Annotated in this window: 14 protein-coding genes and 1 tRNA gene; 9 read left to right on the top strand and 6 right to left on the bottom strand. The window is 74.8% G+C overall.

The features are described from left to right. Positions 1 to 88 precede the first annotated feature (88 nt). The 4 genes from tmk to UW392_RS52540 all read left to right on the top strand — a co-directional run bounded on the left by tmk (position 89) and on the right by UW392_RS52540 (position 6,606). Positions 89 to 3,406, top strand: a complete 3,318-nt coding sequence (tmk, locus tag UW392_RS52555) for a dTMP kinase (RefSeq protein ID WP_320782544.1) — start codon at positions 89 to 91, stop codon at positions 3,404 to 3,406. Between the two features lie 111 nt (positions 3,407 to 3,517). Continuing rightward, positions 3,518 to 4,723: a DNA polymerase III subunit delta' gene (locus tag UW392_RS52550; protein ID WP_320782543.1), complete on the top strand. Its 1,206-nt coding sequence runs from the start codon at positions 3,518 to 3,520 to the stop codon at positions 4,721 to 4,723. A gap of 123 nt (positions 4,724 to 4,846) precedes the next feature. Continuing rightward, positions 4,847 to 6,421 (top strand): alpha/beta hydrolase, encoded by a 1,575-nt coding sequence (locus UW392_RS52545; protein ID WP_320782542.1) that lies wholly within the window; start codon positions 4,847 to 4,849, stop codon positions 6,419 to 6,421. A gap of 108 nt (positions 6,422 to 6,529) precedes the next feature. Continuing rightward, a tRNA-Thr gene (locus tag UW392_RS52540) sits at positions 6,530 to 6,606 on the top strand. 44 nt (positions 6,607 to 6,650) lie between these two features. On the opposite strand, the gene UW392_RS52535 is transcribed toward UW392_RS52540, so the two are convergent. Further along, the gene (locus UW392_RS52535) at positions 6,651 to 7,535 is read right to left on the bottom strand and encodes an alpha/beta hydrolase (RefSeq protein WP_320782541.1); all 885 of its coding nucleotides are present in this window, start codon (positions 7,533 to 7,535) and stop codon (positions 6,651 to 6,653) included. A gap of 113 nt (positions 7,536 to 7,648) precedes the next feature. Here UW392_RS52535 and UW392_RS52530 point away from each other — a divergent pair, with 113 nt between their 5' ends. Further along, a complete protein-coding gene (locus UW392_RS52530; RefSeq protein WP_414497554.1) occupies positions 7,649 to 9,703 on the top strand; it encodes a BTAD domain-containing putative transcriptional regulator in 2,055 nt (684 codons plus the stop codon). Positions 9,704 to 9,905: 202 nt separating this feature from the next. On the opposite strand, the gene UW392_RS52525 is transcribed toward UW392_RS52530, so the two are convergent. Then, positions 9,906 to 11,573 carry a bifunctional 3'-5' exonuclease/DNA polymerase gene (locus tag UW392_RS52525; protein ID WP_320782540.1) on the bottom strand — a complete coding sequence of 556 codons (1,668 nt, stop codon included), beginning with the start codon at positions 11,571 to 11,573 and terminating at the stop codon, positions 9,906 to 9,908. 105 nt (positions 11,574 to 11,678) lie between these two features. Between UW392_RS52525 and UW392_RS52520 the strand changes: the two genes are divergently transcribed. Continuing rightward, a complete protein-coding gene (locus UW392_RS52520) occupies positions 11,679 to 12,836 on the top strand; it encodes a DUF2786 domain-containing protein (protein ID WP_320782539.1) in 1,158 nt (385 codons plus the stop codon). A gap of 77 nt (positions 12,837 to 12,913) precedes the next feature. Here the strand turns inward: UW392_RS52520 and UW392_RS52515 are convergent, their stop codons facing one another. The 4 genes from UW392_RS52515 to rpmB form a co-directional block, all read right to left on the bottom strand. Beyond that, complete coding sequence (locus tag UW392_RS52515) at positions 12,914 to 13,435, bottom strand: DUF4232 domain-containing protein (protein WP_320782538.1); 522 nt, start codon at positions 13,433 to 13,435, stop codon at positions 12,914 to 12,916. Between the two features lie 94 nt (positions 13,436 to 13,529). Then, positions 13,530 to 14,018, bottom strand: coding sequence for a hypothetical protein (locus UW392_RS52510; RefSeq protein WP_320782537.1), 489 nt, complete (start codon positions 14,016 to 14,018; stop codon positions 13,530 to 13,532). Positions 14,019 to 14,159: 141 nt separating this feature from the next. Continuing rightward, positions 14,160 to 14,465 (bottom strand): 30S ribosomal protein S14, encoded by a 306-nt coding sequence (gene rpsN, locus UW392_RS52505; protein ID WP_320782536.1) that lies wholly within the window; start codon positions 14,463 to 14,465, stop codon positions 14,160 to 14,162. Then, positions 14,465 to 14,701 carry a 50S ribosomal protein L28 gene (rpmB, locus tag UW392_RS52500; protein WP_320782535.1) on the bottom strand — a complete coding sequence of 79 codons (237 nt, stop codon included), beginning with the start codon at positions 14,699 to 14,701 and terminating at the stop codon, positions 14,465 to 14,467. Before rpmB ends, rpsN begins: the two co-directional genes overlap by 1 nt. 72 nt (positions 14,702 to 14,773) lie before the next feature. Here rpmB and rpmG point away from each other — a divergent pair, with 72 nt between their 5' ends. The 3 genes from rpmG to UW392_RS52485 are packed head-to-tail and all read left to right on the top strand — an operon-like array spanning position 14,774 to position 16,403. After that, positions 14,774 to 14,938: a 50S ribosomal protein L33 gene (gene rpmG / locus UW392_RS52495; RefSeq protein ID WP_044382365.1), complete on the top strand. Its 165-nt coding sequence runs from the start codon at positions 14,774 to 14,776 to the stop codon at positions 14,936 to 14,938. Positions 14,939 to 14,946: 8 nt separating this feature from the next. Continuing rightward, entirely contained in the window at positions 14,947 to 15,207 is a 261-nt protein-coding gene (locus tag UW392_RS52490) for a type B 50S ribosomal protein L31 (protein ID WP_320782534.1), read from the top strand. Continuing rightward, a complete protein-coding gene (locus UW392_RS52485) occupies positions 15,207 to 16,403 on the top strand; it encodes a CobW family GTP-binding protein (protein WP_320782533.1) in 1,197 nt (398 codons plus the stop codon). The genes UW392_RS52490 and UW392_RS52485 overlap by 1 nt, the downstream gene beginning before the upstream one ends. The last annotated feature ends 1 nt before the right edge of the window (position 16,404 follow it).

Here is a 16,404-nt window from a genome sequence, read left to right as displayed (position 1 = left end):
GAACGCCCCGGCATCGATTCGGTGTCGGGGCGCGCGTACGTTCGGACACGGACGCGGGGGTGTCGGTGGCTGCCAGTAGGCTGAACGCATGACGCGAGCCGAGCAGCCAACGGCCCTCCGGCCGGCCCCCGACGATGCCCTGGTCGCGGACTCCCGCGAGCGCGCCGTCCGAGCCCTGCTGCGCCTGCCGCAGCTGAGGCGGTTGTGGAGCGCGCACCTCGTGGGCGGTGTCGGCGACACCCTCGCCCTTCTCGTGCTGGTCCTGTTGGCCGTTCAGGCGGCCATCTCCGTGGGTTCGTTCGGGGGCGGCTACCGCGGCGTGGCGTTCGCAGTGGCGACCGTTTTCGCCGTGCGCATCCTGGCGACGGTCCTCTTCGGCGCCGTCCTGCTGGGACCGCTGACCTCCCTCACCTCACCGGAGGGGCCGCTCGACCGGCGCTGGACCATGGTCGGCGCGGACGGCCTGCGGGCGGCGCTGCTGATCGTCGCGCCGCTGTGGACCGACTGGACGCCGGACGACGCCCTCGCCGTCCTCCTGGTGACCGTCTTCGTCGCGTCGGTCGCCGAGCGCTTCTGGACGGTGTGCCGGGAGAGCGCGGCCCCCGCGCTGCTGCCCGCGCCGCCGCTGGAGGGCGCGACGGTACGCCCGCTGCCCGACCACATGGACGCGCTGCGGCGCCTGTCACTGCGTACCGGTTTCGTGGCGGTTCCCCTGGCCGGCGCCGTGCTCGTCGTCGCGGGCCTGCTGAACAACCTGCTCGGCGCCGGCATCGACTGGTTCGCCCAGCACCAGGCGGCGCTCGCGTCGTACGTCGCGGCGGGACTGTTCGCGGCGTCGCTGTCCGTCGTCGTCTTCCTGGAACTGCCCGCCACGCGTACGCCACGCGCGCGTTCCCCGCTGGAGGGGCTGCGCCGGCCCAGGAGCGGAGTGAGCGGCACGGGTGCGGACAAGGGCCGTACCGGTGCGCTGCCGCTGCTGGTGTTCTCCTGCGCCGCGGTCGCGGGCGCCGTCGCGGCGGCGGTCGCCGTCGCCGTGCTGCACGCCAAGGACCTGGGCGGCGGCCCCGTGCTGTACGGGCTGATGATCCTGGTGCTGACCGGCGGTGTCGTCGTCGGCATCCGTACGGCCCCGGCCCTGCTGCCGTCGCTGTCGCGCCGCCGGATGCTCGCCCTGGCGATCGCCCTGACCGGGATCGCGCTGCTCGCCGTCGGCCTGGTCCCGGACGGCACCACGGTGCTGCTCCTCCTCGCGCTGGCCGGCACCGGCGCGGGCGTCGCCGCGAACACCGGGCACGCGCTGCTCGACCACGAGACCGAGGACAGTCGCCGGGCCCGCACCACCGAGCACCTGCACGCGGTCGTCCGGGTCTGCGTGGCGCTCGGCGTGGTGGTCGCGCCGGTACTGGCGGCCGTCATCGGCCCGCACCGCCTGGAGAGCGGCAAGTTCGTCTTCGCGCACGGCGGCGCCGCGTTCACCCTCGTACTGGTCGGCGCGCTGCTGCTGCCGGTGGCGGCCCTGGTCCTCGCCAAGGTCGACGACCGCTCCGGCGTGCCACTGCGGCACGACCTGCGCGACGCGCTCCTCGGCGGCGACGACCCGGTGCAGGCCACCGCGGGCACCGGTTTCTTCATCGCCCTGGAGGGCGGCGACGGCGCCGGCAAGTCCACCCAGGCGGAGGCGCTCGCGGAGTGGATCCGCGGCAAGGGCCACGAGGTCGTCCTCACCCGTGAGCCGGGCGCGACCCCGGTCGGCAAGCGGCTGCGGTCGATCCTGCTGGACGTCTCCAGCGCCGGACTGTCGCACCGCGCGGAGGCGCTGCTGTACGCCGCCGACCGCGCGGAGCACGTCGACACGGTGGTCCGGCCCGCACTGGAGCGCGGCGCGGTCGTCATCTCCGACCGCTACATCGACTCCTCGGTGGCCTACCAGGGCGCCGGCCGTGACCTCTCCCCGACGGAGATCGCCCGCATCAACCGCTGGGCGACCGACGGGCTCGTCCCGCACCTGACGGTGCTCCTCGACGTTCCGCCGGAGACCGCCCGGGAGCGGTTCACCGAGGCCCCGGACCGGCTGGAGTCGGAGCCCGCCGAGTTCCACGCGCGCGTGCGGGCCGGATTCCTGACCCTGGCCGCCGCGGACCCCGCGCGGTACCTCGTCGTCGACGCCGGCCAGGAGCCCGAGGCCGTCACCACCGCCGTACGGCACCGTCTCGACCGGGTGCTGCCGCTGTCCGAGGCCGAGATTCAGGCCCAGGAGGAGGCGCGCCGCAAGGCCGAGGAGGAGGCCCGGCGCAAGGCCGAGGAAGAGGCCGCGCGCAAGGCGGAGGAGGAGCGCCTGGAGCGCGAGCGGCTGGAACAGCTGGAGCGGCTGCGCAAGGAAGAGGAAGAGCGCAAGCAGCGCGAGCTGGAGGAGGCGCAGCGCCGCGAGGCCGAACGGCAGGCGGAGGAGGCCCGGCAGCGGGCCGAGGAAGCGCGCCGCAAGGCCGAGGAGGAGCGGGCGCGGCTCCTCGCCGAGGAGAAGGCACGGGCCGAGGAAGAGGCCCGGCGCAAGGCGGAGCAGGAGCGGCTGCGCAAGCAGGCCGAGGAGGAGGCGCGGCTGCGCGCCGAGGCCGAGGAGCGGCGCCTGGAGAAGCAGCGCAAGGCCGAGGAGGCGCTGCTGCGGGCCGAGGAGGCCCGCCGGGCGGCCGAGCAGGCGGCGGCCGCGGCGTCGGCCGGGCCGAGGCCGTCGGTTCCGTCCGCGGCGGACGCCCCACGGCCGGCGCCGCCCGCCGACGCCGGTGGTCCTGACCGTCCTGACCGTCCTGGCCGTTCCGACCGTCCTGGCCGCCTCGGTGACGACACCACGGTGCTGCGGCCGGTGCGGGACGAGCCCGCGCGGCGCTCTGAGTCCACCGGTTCCTCCGAGGCGGAGGTGACGGCGGAGCTGCCGATCCCGCCCGTGCCGTCCGGCGCGGCGGACGAGACGGCGGTGCTCCCGCAGGTGCGGCCGGGCGACTCCGAGGTGACGGCGGAGCTGCCGTCGGTGGAGCCGGGCGCGACCGCGGACCCGGGCACCGGTGCCGCCGATGAGACTGCCGTGCTTCCGCAGGTCAGCGACGGGCGCGGTGAGGGGTCGGCCGACCGGGTCCCGCCGGGGTACTTCCGCGACGAGGTGCCGAACGCCGGGGACCGCGGCCACACCGATCGCGACGACGCCGACCGGGGCGAGGACCGTACGCGGGAGCTGCCCCAGATCAGTTTCGAGAAGGAGCCGGAGGCGCCGCGGGCACAGCGCCGACGCCGGTCGGACTGGGCCGAGGAGACCCCGCTGGACGACCTGCCGACGCTGGCGGACGAGCTGCTGGGCCCGCGCGAGGACGAGGCCGAGGACGAGGGCCGCAGGGGGCGGGGCGGTCGGGGGCGGTGACGGCCTGGCGGACGGTGACGTCCGTACCGTCGATGTCAGTGGCGCCCCGCACAATGGACGAGTCGTACGGATTCCGGCCGTACCGATCGTGACGGAAGGACGGCGTGGCCCATGAGCGTGTGGGACGACCTGGTCGGGCAGGAGCGGGTGAGCGAGCAGCTCGTCGCCGCCGCCCGGGACGCCGACGCCCTCGTCACGGCCGCCGCGGCCGACGCCCCGCCGCCCGAGGCGTCGAAGATGACGCACGCCTGGCTGTTCACGGGGCCGCCCGGCGCGGGAGTGACGCAGACGGCGCGGGCGTTCGCCGCCGCGCTCCAGTGCGTGAGCCCCGACCGGGCGCTCGGCGGGGCCCCCGGTTGCGGCTTCTGCGACGGCTGCCACACGGCACTGATCGGTACGCACGCGGACGTCAGCACGGTCGCGGCCGTGGGCGCGCAGATCCTCGTGGACGACATGCGGGACACCGTCCGCAAGTCGTTCACCTCGCCGGCCAACGGCCGCTGGCAGGTGATCCTCGTCGAGGACGCCGAGCGGCTGAACGAGAAGTCGGCCAACGCGGTCCTCAAGGCCGTCGAGGAACCGGCACCCCGTACGGTCTGGCTGCTGTGCGCCCCCTCGATCGAGGACGTCCTGCCGACGATCCGCTCCCGCTGCCGCCACCTGAACCTGCGGACGCCTTCCGTCGAGGCCGTCGCCGACATGCTCGTACGCCGCGAGGGCGTCGAGCCGGAGGCCGCCGCCGCCGCGGCCCGCGCCACCCAGGGCCACATCGACCGGGCGCGGCGGCTGGCCACCGACCCGGCCGCACGCGCGCGCCGCGCCGCCGTACTGAAGCTGCCGCAGCGCGTCGAGGACATCGGCGGGGCGCTCAAGGCGGCGCAGGAGCTGGTCGACGCGGCGAGCGAGGACGCCAAACAGCTCGCCGAGGAGATGGACGGCAAGGAGACGGAGGAGCTGAAGGCGGCGCTCGGCGCGGCGCAGGGCGGCCGGCTGCCGCGCGGCACCGCGGGGGTGATGAAGGAGCTGGAGGACCGGCAGAAGAGACGCAGAACGCGCACGCAGCGCGACAGCCTGGATCTCGCCCTGACCGACCTCACCGCCTTCTACCGCGATGTCCTCGCCCTGCAACTCGGTTCGCGGGTGGCCATCGCCAACGCGGACGCGGAGGACGCCCTGGAGCGGCTGGCCCGCGGGAGCACGCCGGAGGCCACCCTCCGCCGTATCGAGTCGATCGCCGCGTGCCGGGACGCCCTCGATCGCAATGTGGCGCCGCTGCTGGCGGTGGAGGCGATGACGATGGCGCTCAGATCGGGCTGAGCGGGCTGAGCGGGCGAACCGGTACGGGGTGATCCGTCCCCATCGCCGTCAACCCGTCAACTCGTCCGAGGCACATCGAGTACGTACGGCATTCATGTCATCGCGGAGCGTTACGCTCGCTGGATGTACTCAAGGCGCTCTCTCCGCAGAACCCGTACCGGTCTCGCAGCCCTCGCCGCCGCGCTGCTCGTCGCCGCCTGCTCCTCGTCGGGCGCGTCGACCTCCGCGAGTTCGGCGTCGGGGTCGACGCTGGCCGCGCTGCCGCAGGCGACGCCGTCGGGCCTGTCGCCGTACTACGGGCAGAAGCTGAGCTGGCGCGACTGCGGCGTGCCCGGCTTCCAGTGCGCCACGATGAAGGCGCCGCTCGACTACGCGAAGCCGTCCGAGGGCACCGTGCGTCTCGCCGTGGCCCGCAAGAAGGCCACAGGGCCGGGGAAGCGCCTGGGGTCGCTGCTGGTCAATCCGGGCGGGCCGGGCGGTTCGGCGGTCGCCTACCTCCAGCAGTACGCGGGCATCGGCTACCCGGAGGAGGTCCGCGCCCGGTACGACATGGTGGCCGTGGACCCGCGGGGCGTCGCCCGCAGCGAGCCGGTGGAGTGCCTCGACGGGCCGAGGATGGACACGTTCACGCAGACGGACACCACGCCGGACGACGAGCGGGAGACCGATCGCCTCGTCGGCGCGTACAAGGACTTCGCCGAGGGCTGCGAGGCCGACGCGCCGAAGCTGCTGAGTCACGTGTCGACCGTCGAGGCGGCCCGTGACATGGACCTGCTGCGCGCGGTGCTGGGGGACGAGAAGCTGAGTTACGTGGGGGCGTCGTACGGGACGTTCCTCGGGGCGACGTACGCGGGACTGTTCCCGGCCCGGGTGGGCCGGCTGGTGCTGGACGGCGCGATGGACCCGTCGCTGCCCGCCCGGAAGCTGAACATGGAGCAGACGGCCGGCTTCGAGACGGCGTTCCGGTCCTTCGCGAAGGACTGCGTCGGACAGACCGACTGCCCGCTCGGCGGCAAGGGCACGCGCCCTGACCAGGTCGGCAAGAACCTGAAAACATTCTTCGAGGAGCTGGACGCCCGGCCGATCGGCGCCGACGACGCCGACGGCCGCGAACTCACCGAGTCGCTGGCCACCACCGGCGTCATCGCGGCCATGTACGACGAGGGCGCGTGGCAGCAGCTGCGGGAGGCGCTGACCTCGGCGATGAAGAAGGACGACGGTTCCGGACTGCTGGCCCTGTCGGACAGCTACTACGAGCGCGACCCCGACGGCACGTACAGCAACCTGATGTCCGCCAACGCCGCCGTGAACTGTCTCGACCTCCCGGCCGCGTTCTCCTCGCCGGACGAGGTTCGCGAGGCGCTCCCCGAGTTCGAGAAGGCATCCCCCGTCTTCGGCGAGGGGCTGGCCTGGGCCTCCCTGAACTGCGCGTACTGGCCGGTCCAGCCCTCGGGCGAGCCGCACCGCATCGCCGCGGCCGGCGCCGCCCCCATCGTCGTGGTCGGCACCACCCGCGACCCGGCGACCCCGTACCGCTGGGCCGAGGCCCTGGCCGGCCAGCTCTCCTCCGGCCGCCTCCTCACCTACGACGGCGACGGCCACACCGCGTACGGCCGGGGCAGCACCTGCGTCGACTCCGCGATCAACGCGTACCTGCTGCGGGGCACGGCCCCCGAGGACGGCAAGCGCTGCGCGTGACGGACGTCGTACCGGCCCCGGGCGACCGCCCCGGGGCCGGTACGAAGCACCCTCCGAAACTGTGTAGACTTACCGACGTCGCTGATCGCACTATGGTGCGCAGGACACGCCGCCTTAGCTCAGATGGCCAGAGCAACGCACTCGTAATGCGTAGGTCTCGGGTTCGAATCCCGAAGGCGGCTCCACTTGGAACCCCAGGTCACGTCGGTCGTGATCTGGGGTTTTTCTGTCAGCGGGCGGCGAGTGCCCGGATCTCCTCGGTGATCAGGCCGGGGTCCTCCTCGGCCATGAAGTGACCGCAGGAGACGGTCCGGTGGCGGAGGTCGTCCGTCCAGGCGCTCCACAGGGTCTGGGCGTGGTAGCCGAGGGCGGCGCCCCAGTCCTGCTGGAGGACGGTCACCGGCATGGCCAGCCGGTTGCCCTTCTCCTTGTCGGCGGTGTCGTGGTCGACGTCCACGCCGGCCGAGGCGCGGTAGTCGGCGACGATCGAGGGGACGGCAGCCGCGGACGCGGCGAGGTAGTGGGCTCGGACGTCGGCGGGCAGGGCGTCCGGGTCCTTGGTCCAGGCGTCGAGGAAGTGGGCGAAGAAGGGGTCGGCGGCCGCCTGGATCATCTCTTCGGGCAGGCCGGGGGCCTGGGCCATCAGGTAGAGGTGGAAGCCGACGGCGGCGGAGACGCCGTGCAGGGCGTCCCACATGTCGAGGGTCGGCAGGACGTCCAGGAAGAGGGCGCGGGACACGGCGTCGGGGTGGTCCATCGCGGCGCGGAAGGCGACCAGCGCGCCCCGGTCGTGGCCGGCCAGGGTGAAGCGGTCGTGGCCCAGTTCGGCGGCGAGGCGTACGACGTCCCGGGCCATGGTCCGCTTCGAGTAGACCTCGGGGCCGGTCTCGGCGGGCTTGTCGCTGGCACCGTAGCCGCGCAGGTCGGGGCAGATGACGGTGTGGCCGTCGGCGGCGAGGCCGGCGGCGACGTGCCGCCACATCAGGTGGGTCTGCGGGAAGCCGTGCAGCAGGACGACGGGGGTGCCCGTCCCGCCCACGGCCGCGTTCAGGGTGACGCCGTCGTCGACGCGTATGCGGTGCTCGGTGAAACCGGTAATGCTCGGGGAGGTCACAGTGACTCCTGGGGGCGTGAGGGTGTGGGGGCGTGGCAAAGTGGACGTTCCGGGCCGTACGGCCGGGGTGTCCGGGGACGTCACCCAGGTTGCGGGGCCCGGATCAGCGATCGATGAGTGGACGGGCGGCGCCCGTGGAGGGACCCAGCCGTGGGTGTGGAGTAGGTGTGGAGTTCGGACTGCTGGGGCCGGTGGCCGCCCGGGGCGCCGACGGCACACCGATCGCGCTGGGCGCGCCCCGGCACCGGGAGGTGCTCGGGCGGCTGCTGATCGCCCGGGGACGCGTGGTCCCCGTCGGCCGGCTCGTGGCGGACCTGTGGGAGGACGGGCCCCCGGCGGGCGCCGTGGGCGCGGTCCGTACCTTCGTGGCCGCGCTGCGGCGAGCGTTGGAGCCCGGCCGTCCGCCCCGGCAGCCGTCCCGTCTGCTGGTCACCGACGGCCCTGGATACGTCCTACGGGCGGGCCGTGGCGCGGTGGACGCCTGGCGGTTCGAGGACATCGCCGCGCGGGCCGCCGGGGCGGCGCCGCACGCGGCCGTCGCCCTGTGGGACGAGGCGCTCGCCTGCTGGCGCGGGCCGGTCCTGGCCGACTTCCCCGCCGTGGCGTGGGCCGCCGCCGAACGGGCCCGGCTTGAGGCACTGCGGCTCGACGCGGTCGAGCGGCGCGCCGACGCCCTGCTGGCGACCGGCGCCGCCCGGGACGCCGTGGCCGATCTGCGCGCTCATGTCGCCGCCCACCCCGGCCGGGAGGACGGCTGGGTGCTGCTGGCCACCGCGCTCGACCGGGCCGGGCGGCGCGGCGAGGCGTCGCAGGCGCTCGACCAGGCCCGCGACGCCCTGAGCGGAGGCGGGAGTGCCCTGGCCCGGACCGAGGCACGCATCCTCAGCACGCCCGCCGACGCCCCCGCCGAACCGGCCGGAACCGCCGGCAGCGTCTGGGACCGGGCGGCGGCCTCCTGGGACCGCTCGGTCCCCGCCCGGTCGCGGGCCCGGCTGCACGCCACCGCCGGGCTGCTGCGCGACCTCGCGGTGACCGGCCCCGACGGCCTGGAGGAGGCGCACCGGCACCGGAGGGACCTCGTCGCGGCGGCCGAGACGACCGGCGACACCGAACTGGCTGCCCGGATCATCGGCTCCTACGACGTCCCGGCGGTGTGGACCCGCGCCGACGACCCCGACGGCGCCGGAGAACTGGTGTGGGCCGCCGCCCGCGCCGCCGCCCGGCTGGGCCCCGACGGACCGGCCGCGCTGCGCGCCCGGCTGCTGTCCGTCGTGGCGGTCGAGTCCCGGGGCGACGCCGCCGCCGACGCGCCGCTTCCCCGGGCGGCCGGTGCCCCTGTCACCGAGCCGTGGCGGCTGCGCGCCGCCCGCGCCGCCGAGGAGGCCGTCCGGCTCGCCCGGCGCCTGGGCGACCCCGCGCTCCTCGCGTTCGCCCTCAACGGCGCCTTCATGCAGTCGTTCGCCGACTGTGGATCGGCCGCCCGCCGGGACGCCCTCGGCGCCGAACTGACCCGGCTCGCCGTCGACCACCAGCTCCCCGGACACGAAGTGCTGGGCCGTATCGTCCGCCTCCAGGCGCTGGCCGGTATCGGCGACTTCCTCGCCGCCGACAGCGAGGCCGAGGAGATCGACCGGCTCGCACACCGCAACGAACGGCCGCTCGCCGGGGTGTTCACCGCCTGGTACCGGGCGCTGCGCACCAGTGAGACCGACGGCCGGCCGGCCGCCCGCCCCCGGTACGCGCAGGTCCTGGCGGAGACCGCCGACTGCGGCATGCCCGGCCTCACCCGGGGAGCCGCCGCCCTCGTCGCGCTGGTTCCGGTCATGCGAGGGGACGGCCTGCCCGATCCCGGTGACTTCGCCGGTCTCGACCCGGGACCGTACGGCCCCTGGCTGGAACCCTTGCTGCTGGCCGCCTCCGGTGACACCGAGCGGGCCCGGCAGGCCCTCGGGGCCGTCCCCCGGCCCCCGCACGACCTGCTCCAGGAGGCGCTGTGGTGCGTACTCGCGCGGGCCGCCGCGGCCGTGGGGCAGCTACCGGTACTGCGGCGCGCTCGGGACGAACTCGCCGCCGCGGAAGGGGAGTACGCCGGTGCGGGCAGCGGTCTGGTCTCGTTCGGCCCGGTCAGCCGTCACCTGGCCGCCGCCGACGCGGTACTCGGCCTGTAGGCGGTCACGTCCTGGGCCGTCACGGACCCGTGCCGTCGTCCCCGAGCGCGATGCGCGATGAGGAACACCGTCCAGGCGGTCTGGGCGAGGTATGAGGTACGAGGTGCGAGGTGCGAGGTATGAGGTGTGAGGTACGAGGCTCGCGCTGTGTTGCCGGCTGTGCTGCCGTGACGAGTGACGCCGGTCGAGACCCCGGAGGCGCTCACTTCGCGTCCGCATAGCTCTCCACCACCGCCGTCGTGAACGGGAAGCGGACCGGTGTCTCGCCGAAGGTGAGGCGGCCGGCCAGGTCGGCCGCCTCGCGGATGGCCGCGACGACCGTGTCCGCCTCCTCCGCCGGGCAGTGCACGATCACCTCGTCGTGCTGGAAGAAGACCAGTTCGGCGGCGAGCCCCGCACACGACTGCCGCAGTGCGGCCAGCATCAGCAACGCCCAGTCCGCCGCGCTGCCCTGGACGACGAAGTTGCGGGTGAATCGGCCCCGGGTGCGGGCGTCCGGAGTGGACGACCGATCGGCCCGGTCGTCGTCCTGGGGGAGGCCCGCCTCCCCGGCGTCGTCCTCGCCGGGGCCCGTCACCGGCGGGCAGGTCCGCCCCAGCCACGTACGGACCAGGCGGCCCTCCTCTCCCGCGCGGGCCGCGTCGTCCACGTAGGCCACGGCGCGCGGGAAGCGGCGTCTGAGCGCGGCCAGGTTCTTCAGGCCGTCGCCGGAGGTCTGGCCGTAGATCGAGCCCAGTACGGCGATCTTCGCCTGGTCGCGGTCGCCGGAGAAGGCGCGGTCGGATACGGACTGGTAGAGGTCGGTCGGGCGGCCCGCCACCTCCATCAGGCCGGGGTCGCGGGAGATCGCCGCCAGCACGCGCGGTTCCATCTGGTCGGCGTCGGCGACCACCAGCCGCCAGCCCGGGTCGGCGACCACGGCCCGGCGGATCACCTTCGGGATCTGGAGCGCGCCGCCGCCGTTGGTCACCCAGCGGCCCGTGACCGTCCCGCCGGCCAGGAACTCGGGGCGGAACCGGCCGTCCCTGACCCAGTCGGCCAGCCAGGACCAGCCGTGGGCGACCCAGATGCGGTACAGCCTCTTGTACTCGATCAGTGGCTTCACCGCCGGGTGGTCCACGGACTCCAGCTCCCAGCGGCGGGTGGAGCGGATCTTGATGCCGGTCCGGGCGAAGGCCCGCGTGACCTCCGCGGGCAGGTCGGGGCGGACGCGGTGGCCGAACGCGGCCGACACCTCGTCCGCCAGCTCGGCCAGGCGGCGCGGTTCACCGCCGCCCGCGTACCGCTCGCCCAGCAGGTCGTGCAGCAGCTCGCGGTGCACGTCGGCACGCCACGGCAGCCCGGCGCGGTTCATCTCGGCCGCCACCAGCGTCCCCGCCGACTCGGACGCCGTCAGCAGCCGCAGCCGGTCCGGGTGCGCGGACCGGTCGTGGCGCCGCTGCTGCTCGGCGTAGACGGCGGCCAGGTCGGAGAAGGGGAGCGGAACGCTCCGCGGTTCGAAGAGCGGAGACTGCGCGCCCGGCTCGGCGGAGCGCTGCGGCGGGTCCGGCGGTACCGCGGTGCCGCGCAGCCTGGCCAGCGCCGCCGCGGCCGAACGGGGTGCGCCGGAGCGGCCCTCATGGCCCAGCAGCAGGGTCTCGGCGTCCTCGATGTCGTAGCACCGCTCGACGCGGACGCCCGCGGCGAGCAGGCGCGGGTAGAGAGGGGAGGTCGAGCGCCAGATCCAGCGGGAGACGGCGGGGCGGGCGCGCACGGCCGCGGCGGCGTCCGGCTCTCGCCGCACCGGTCCGGCGGGCAGCCCGTCGGGGCCGAGGGGGGCGACGTCCACGCCACCGTCCTCGGCCTCGGCGAGCAGCCACCTGTCAGCCATGACGCGAGTCTCGCACCCGGGTCTGACAACGGCGGGGACGGAGCCGACTGACACTTGCCCGTACTGCCTCGACGCCGGCGACGACGGCCGTGGCACCATCGCCGGGTGAGCACCAGCACCAGTACACCCGGCTCTTCCGGCACCGTGGAGCGCGCTCTGCGGACCGCCCTCTACGACACCTCCGACGCGTCCCTCGACACCGCGGCCTCCCTGCTCGCGGCGGACCCGGCGGCCGACGGTGAACTGGAGCGGCGAGGCACGGAGTTCGTCGCCGGGGCCTGGCGGCGCGGCTGGCAGCCCGCCGACGTCGTACGGCTCGTACGGCGGGACCTCGGTGAGCCCCATCTGCGCCTCGTCGCCGGACTGGTCCGGGCCCAGGCGGCCGACGACCGTCCGCGCGGCCCGCGCTGGGCCGCACAGCTCGACGCGCTCCCCGACGGGCCCGCGCACCCGGCACCGCGCGGTGACCGTTTCACGCACGCCACCACCGTCCTGGAGCTGTACCGCCTGCTGCTGCGCCTGCCCGACCTGGAGCCGCTGGACGGACCCGGCGGACCGCGCGGGGAGGCGCGGCCGGAGTCACGCGCCCTCGCCCGTATCCGCGCGCTGCTCGCCAAGGCCGAGGCGACCGGTTACCCGGAGGAGGCGGAGGCGCTGAGCGCCAAGGCGCAGGAGCTGATGGCCCGGCACAGCGTCGACGAGGCGCTGCTCGCGGCCCGCGCGCCCGCGCCCGACACGCCGGGGGCCTGCCGGATCGGCGTGGAGCCGCCGTACGAGCAGGCCAAGGCCGTCCTGCTGGACGCGGTGGCCGACGCCAACCACTGCCGCGCGGTGTGGAACGAGGCGTTCGGGTTCTCCACCGTCGTCGGCTTCGAGACCGACCTGGCGGCGGTCGAGCTGCTGTACACGTCACTGCTCGTGCAGGCCGAGACCGCCATGACCAGGGCCGAGTCCGCCCAGCGCAAGGGCGGGCGGAAGCGGACCAAGACCTTCCGGCAGTCGTTCCTCGCGGCCTACGCGCACCGCGTCGGCACCCGGCTGCGGGCCGCCGCCGAGGCCCAGGTGAACGAGTCGCCCGAGGCCCGCGACGACCTGCTGCCCGTGCTCGCGACCCGCGAGGTCGCGGTCACCGACCGGCTGGAACGGATGTTCCCTCAGACGACCACGACCCGGCTGCGGGGCGTCTCCGACGAGGCGGGCTGGACGGAGGGCACGCGCGCGGGCGACCGCGCGCGCGTGGGCCGCGACCGTCCGCTGCCCTGAGCGTGCGCGACCGCCCGCTGCCCTGAGCCTCCGCGACCGCCCGCTGCCCTGAGCGGCCGAGGCCGTAAGGGCGGTGCTCAGTCGCCGACCTGCTGGAACGCGCTCACCGTCGCCTCCGGCGCCTCGGACTCCGTCGCCACCGCGCCGTACGACCACGGGATCTCGTGCGTGGCCGAGCCGCCGGGCAGGGCGAAGCGCGCCGCGCGGACGTCGAGGCCGTCGCCGTCGTCCTCCCCGCGGACGTAGGTGAGCGTGAAGGACGCCGCGCCGCCCTCGGCCAGCGTCAGCCGCTGGGCCGAGGCGCCGTCGTCGGGGTCCAGCTTCCCCGAGGTGGCGTCCGCGGTGAGCGTCACCGCGGGGAAGCCGTCCAGGACGCACTCGGAGCCGCGGTTGGTGAGCGTCACGGTGACGGTGCCGGTGTCCCCGGCGGCCGGCGCGGGGCTCGCCGTGACCTCCGTGCCCGACTCGCCGATCCGGCAGGCGGAATCGTCGCCGCGGCCGTCGGTTGTGCCGCCCTCGTCGGAACACGAGGTCAGCAGCGTGAGCGCCGCGACGACGGAGGCGGCGGCGAGCACGGGCGGCCGGGTGGTGGTGCGCATGAGCGAGAATCCTCTGGCTGTCGGCGGGTGCGTGCGGACAGCCGAGATTATCGGCCGCGAGTCCGGTCCCCGGCCGGACATCCACGTTCCGGGCTCATCCTGCCGAACCGAGGCCCGCCGTCGGCAGTCCGCTCGGCAGCGTGCCGCCCTCCGCCTTGGTGTACGTCTCCGTCCCGAGGCCGCCCGCCCAGTCGACCACCAGGCGCGAGGCGTCGACCGACTCGACCGTTCCGGACTTCCGGGCGTCGTCGCCGTCGGTGCAGGAGAGGCGGATCGTGCGCGCGCCGTCCCGTTCGCCCGTGCTGCCGCCGCACACGGTGCCGCCCGTGGCGAAGAGACCGGCCCGCGCCCCGGTGACCACCAGGGCCACCGCCTTGCCGCCGGTGGTGGCCAGCCAACTGCCCTCCAGTTCACCGGCCGACCCCTCGGAACCACCGGCCGACGGTGACGGTGACGGTGAGGAGGGGGCGGACGGCGTGGACGCCGTCGTACCGGGCTCCGTACCGTCCGGCGGGCTGTCGTCGGACGATCCGCCGCCGCCGCACGCCGCCGCGGTCAGTGCCACCACGGCGGTCACGCCCACGGCCACCGCCGTGCGCCCCGCGCGCCACCCCCGGGGACGGCTGCGCCTCGCCCCGCCCGCCGTACCTTCCACAGTCACCGATGTCACCGGAAGCTCCAAGCTGTAGCGGACGGCCGAAGGGGCCCCACGACAACGCGCAAGCTACCAGGACGACTTGCGCACCCCGGGCAGATGTCCGGCGTGCGCCTGTTCGCGCAGGGAGACGCGGGAAAGCCCGAACGTACGGAAGTAGCCGCGCGGGCGTCCGTCGGTCTGGTCGCGGTTGCGCACGCGCGTGGCGCTCGCGTCGCGGGGCTGGCGGCGCAGTTCGCGCTGGGCGGCGAGGCGTTCCTCGTCCGTCGAGGACGGGCGCCGGACGATCTCCTTCAGTTCGGCGCGCCGCGCGGCGTACCGCGCGACGGTCTCCCGCCGCTGCTCGTTCTTCGCGATCTTGCTCTTCTTCGCCATCAGACCTTCACTCCCCGGGCGCGGATGCGGGCGACGGCCGCCTCGACGCCGATGGTGTCGACCGTCTTGATCGCCTTGGTGCTCAGCCGCAGCCGTACGTGCCGGTTCTCGCTGGGCAGCCAGTAGCGCTTGCTCTGGATGTTGGGGTCGAAGCGGCGGGACGTGCGCCGGTGGGAGTGCGAGATGCGGTTGCCGAAGCCGGGCTGTGCGCCGGTCAGCATGCAGTGGGCGGACACGGTGACGTACCTCTCCTCCTGCCATCCGGACGATGGCTGTTAATGGAATTCATTTTCAGTAAGATAGCAGCCATGGCACGCAACGAACTCCGTCCGGTCATCAAGCTGCGGTCCACCGCCGGGACCGGCTTCACCTACGTCACCCGCAAGAACCGCCGCAACGATCCCGACCGGCTGACCCTGCGCAAGTACGACCCGGTCGCCGGCCGGCACGTCGACTTCCGAGAGGAGCGCTGAGTACCGCCGTGCGCAAGGGAATCCACCCCGAGTACCGCCCCGTCGTCTTCCGCGACCGCGCCGCCGACTACGCCTTCCTCACCCGGTCGACCATGACCGACGAGCGGATCGGCGGGAAGACGGTCGAGTGGGAGGACGGGAACACCTACCCCGTCGTCGACGTCGAGATCTCGGACGTCAGCCACCCCTTCTACACCGGCACCGCCCGCGTCCTGGACACCGCCGGACGCGTCGAGCGCTTCGAGCGCCGGTACGGGAAGAAGCCCTGATGGCCGGGGACACGGCAGGGCCGCCGCTCCCCGTCGTCATCGTCGGCGGACTGCACGCCGACGCCCGCCGGGCCACCGTGGAGCAGTTGCTCGCCGAGGTGCCCGGCGGCGTCGTCCTCCACCACGACCTCGCGACCGCCGCGGCGGGCACGGTCGTACGGACCGTCCGCGACGCGAGCGGGCTGCTGTCCGCCGGAGAGGCGCCGCTGGTCAACGACTGCGCCTGCTGCGCCCTGCGCGAGGACCTCGTCCCCGAGCTGCGGCGGCTCGCGGACGCCGGTGCCGTCCCGCTCGCCGTCGTCGAACTGTGGGACTCCGTCGAGCCCAAGGCGATGGCGGAGGTGGTGACGGCCGGGGGGTTCACCGTCACCGGCGTCATCACCGCCGTCGACCCGGCGCTGGTCCTGCCCTGCCTCGGCAACGGCGACGACCTCGCCGACGGCGGCCTCGCCGCGGCCGCCACCGACCAGCGCACGGTCGCCGACACCTTCGCGCGGCAGCTGGAGTACGCCCCCGTCCTCGCCCTCGCCGACTCCCCGGAGGCCGACGACGAGGACCACGAGCTGCTGGCCCAGCTCCACCCGACCGCCCGCCGGGTCCCGATCGGGCAGACCGCCCGCCGGGTCCCGATCGACCACGGTGACCCGATAAGCCCCCGTTCCGAGCTGGTGAAGGCCGCGTTCGCGGGTTTCGACGTCGAGGCCGCCGCCGCGGCCCAGCACCCGGCCTGCGCGCTGCTGCCGGCCGACGCCGACGCGCACGGCGTCGCCACCCTGGTGTGGCGCCGGCGCAGGCCCTTCCACCCGGAGCGGCTCTATGCCGCGCTGGAGGATCTCACCTGCGCGGCGGCCCGCAGCAGGGGGCGGTTCTGGCTGGCCGACAAGGCGGACACGCTGCTGCACTGGGACGCCGCGGGCGGTGCCCTGTGCGTGGAGGGGGCGGGCCCGTGGCTCGCCTCGCTGCCGGACGCGGCCTGGGAGATGGTGCCGCCCGTACGCCGGGCCGCCGCCGCCCTCGACTGGCACCCCGAGCACGGCGACCGCTGCCAGCACCTGGTCTTCACCTCGCCCGGCCTCGACCGGGACGGCTTGGCACGGCTGCTGGAGTCCTGCCTGCTGACCGACGCGGAGTACGCCGCAGGGCGCGACGCCTGGAAGCGGCTGCCGTCCGCCTTCGACACCCTGCTGGAGGTTTGAA

It is taken from the genome of Streptomyces sp. CRN 30 (assembly GCF_034105845.1).
This window is presented reverse-complemented; position numbering and strand designations above follow the sequence as displayed.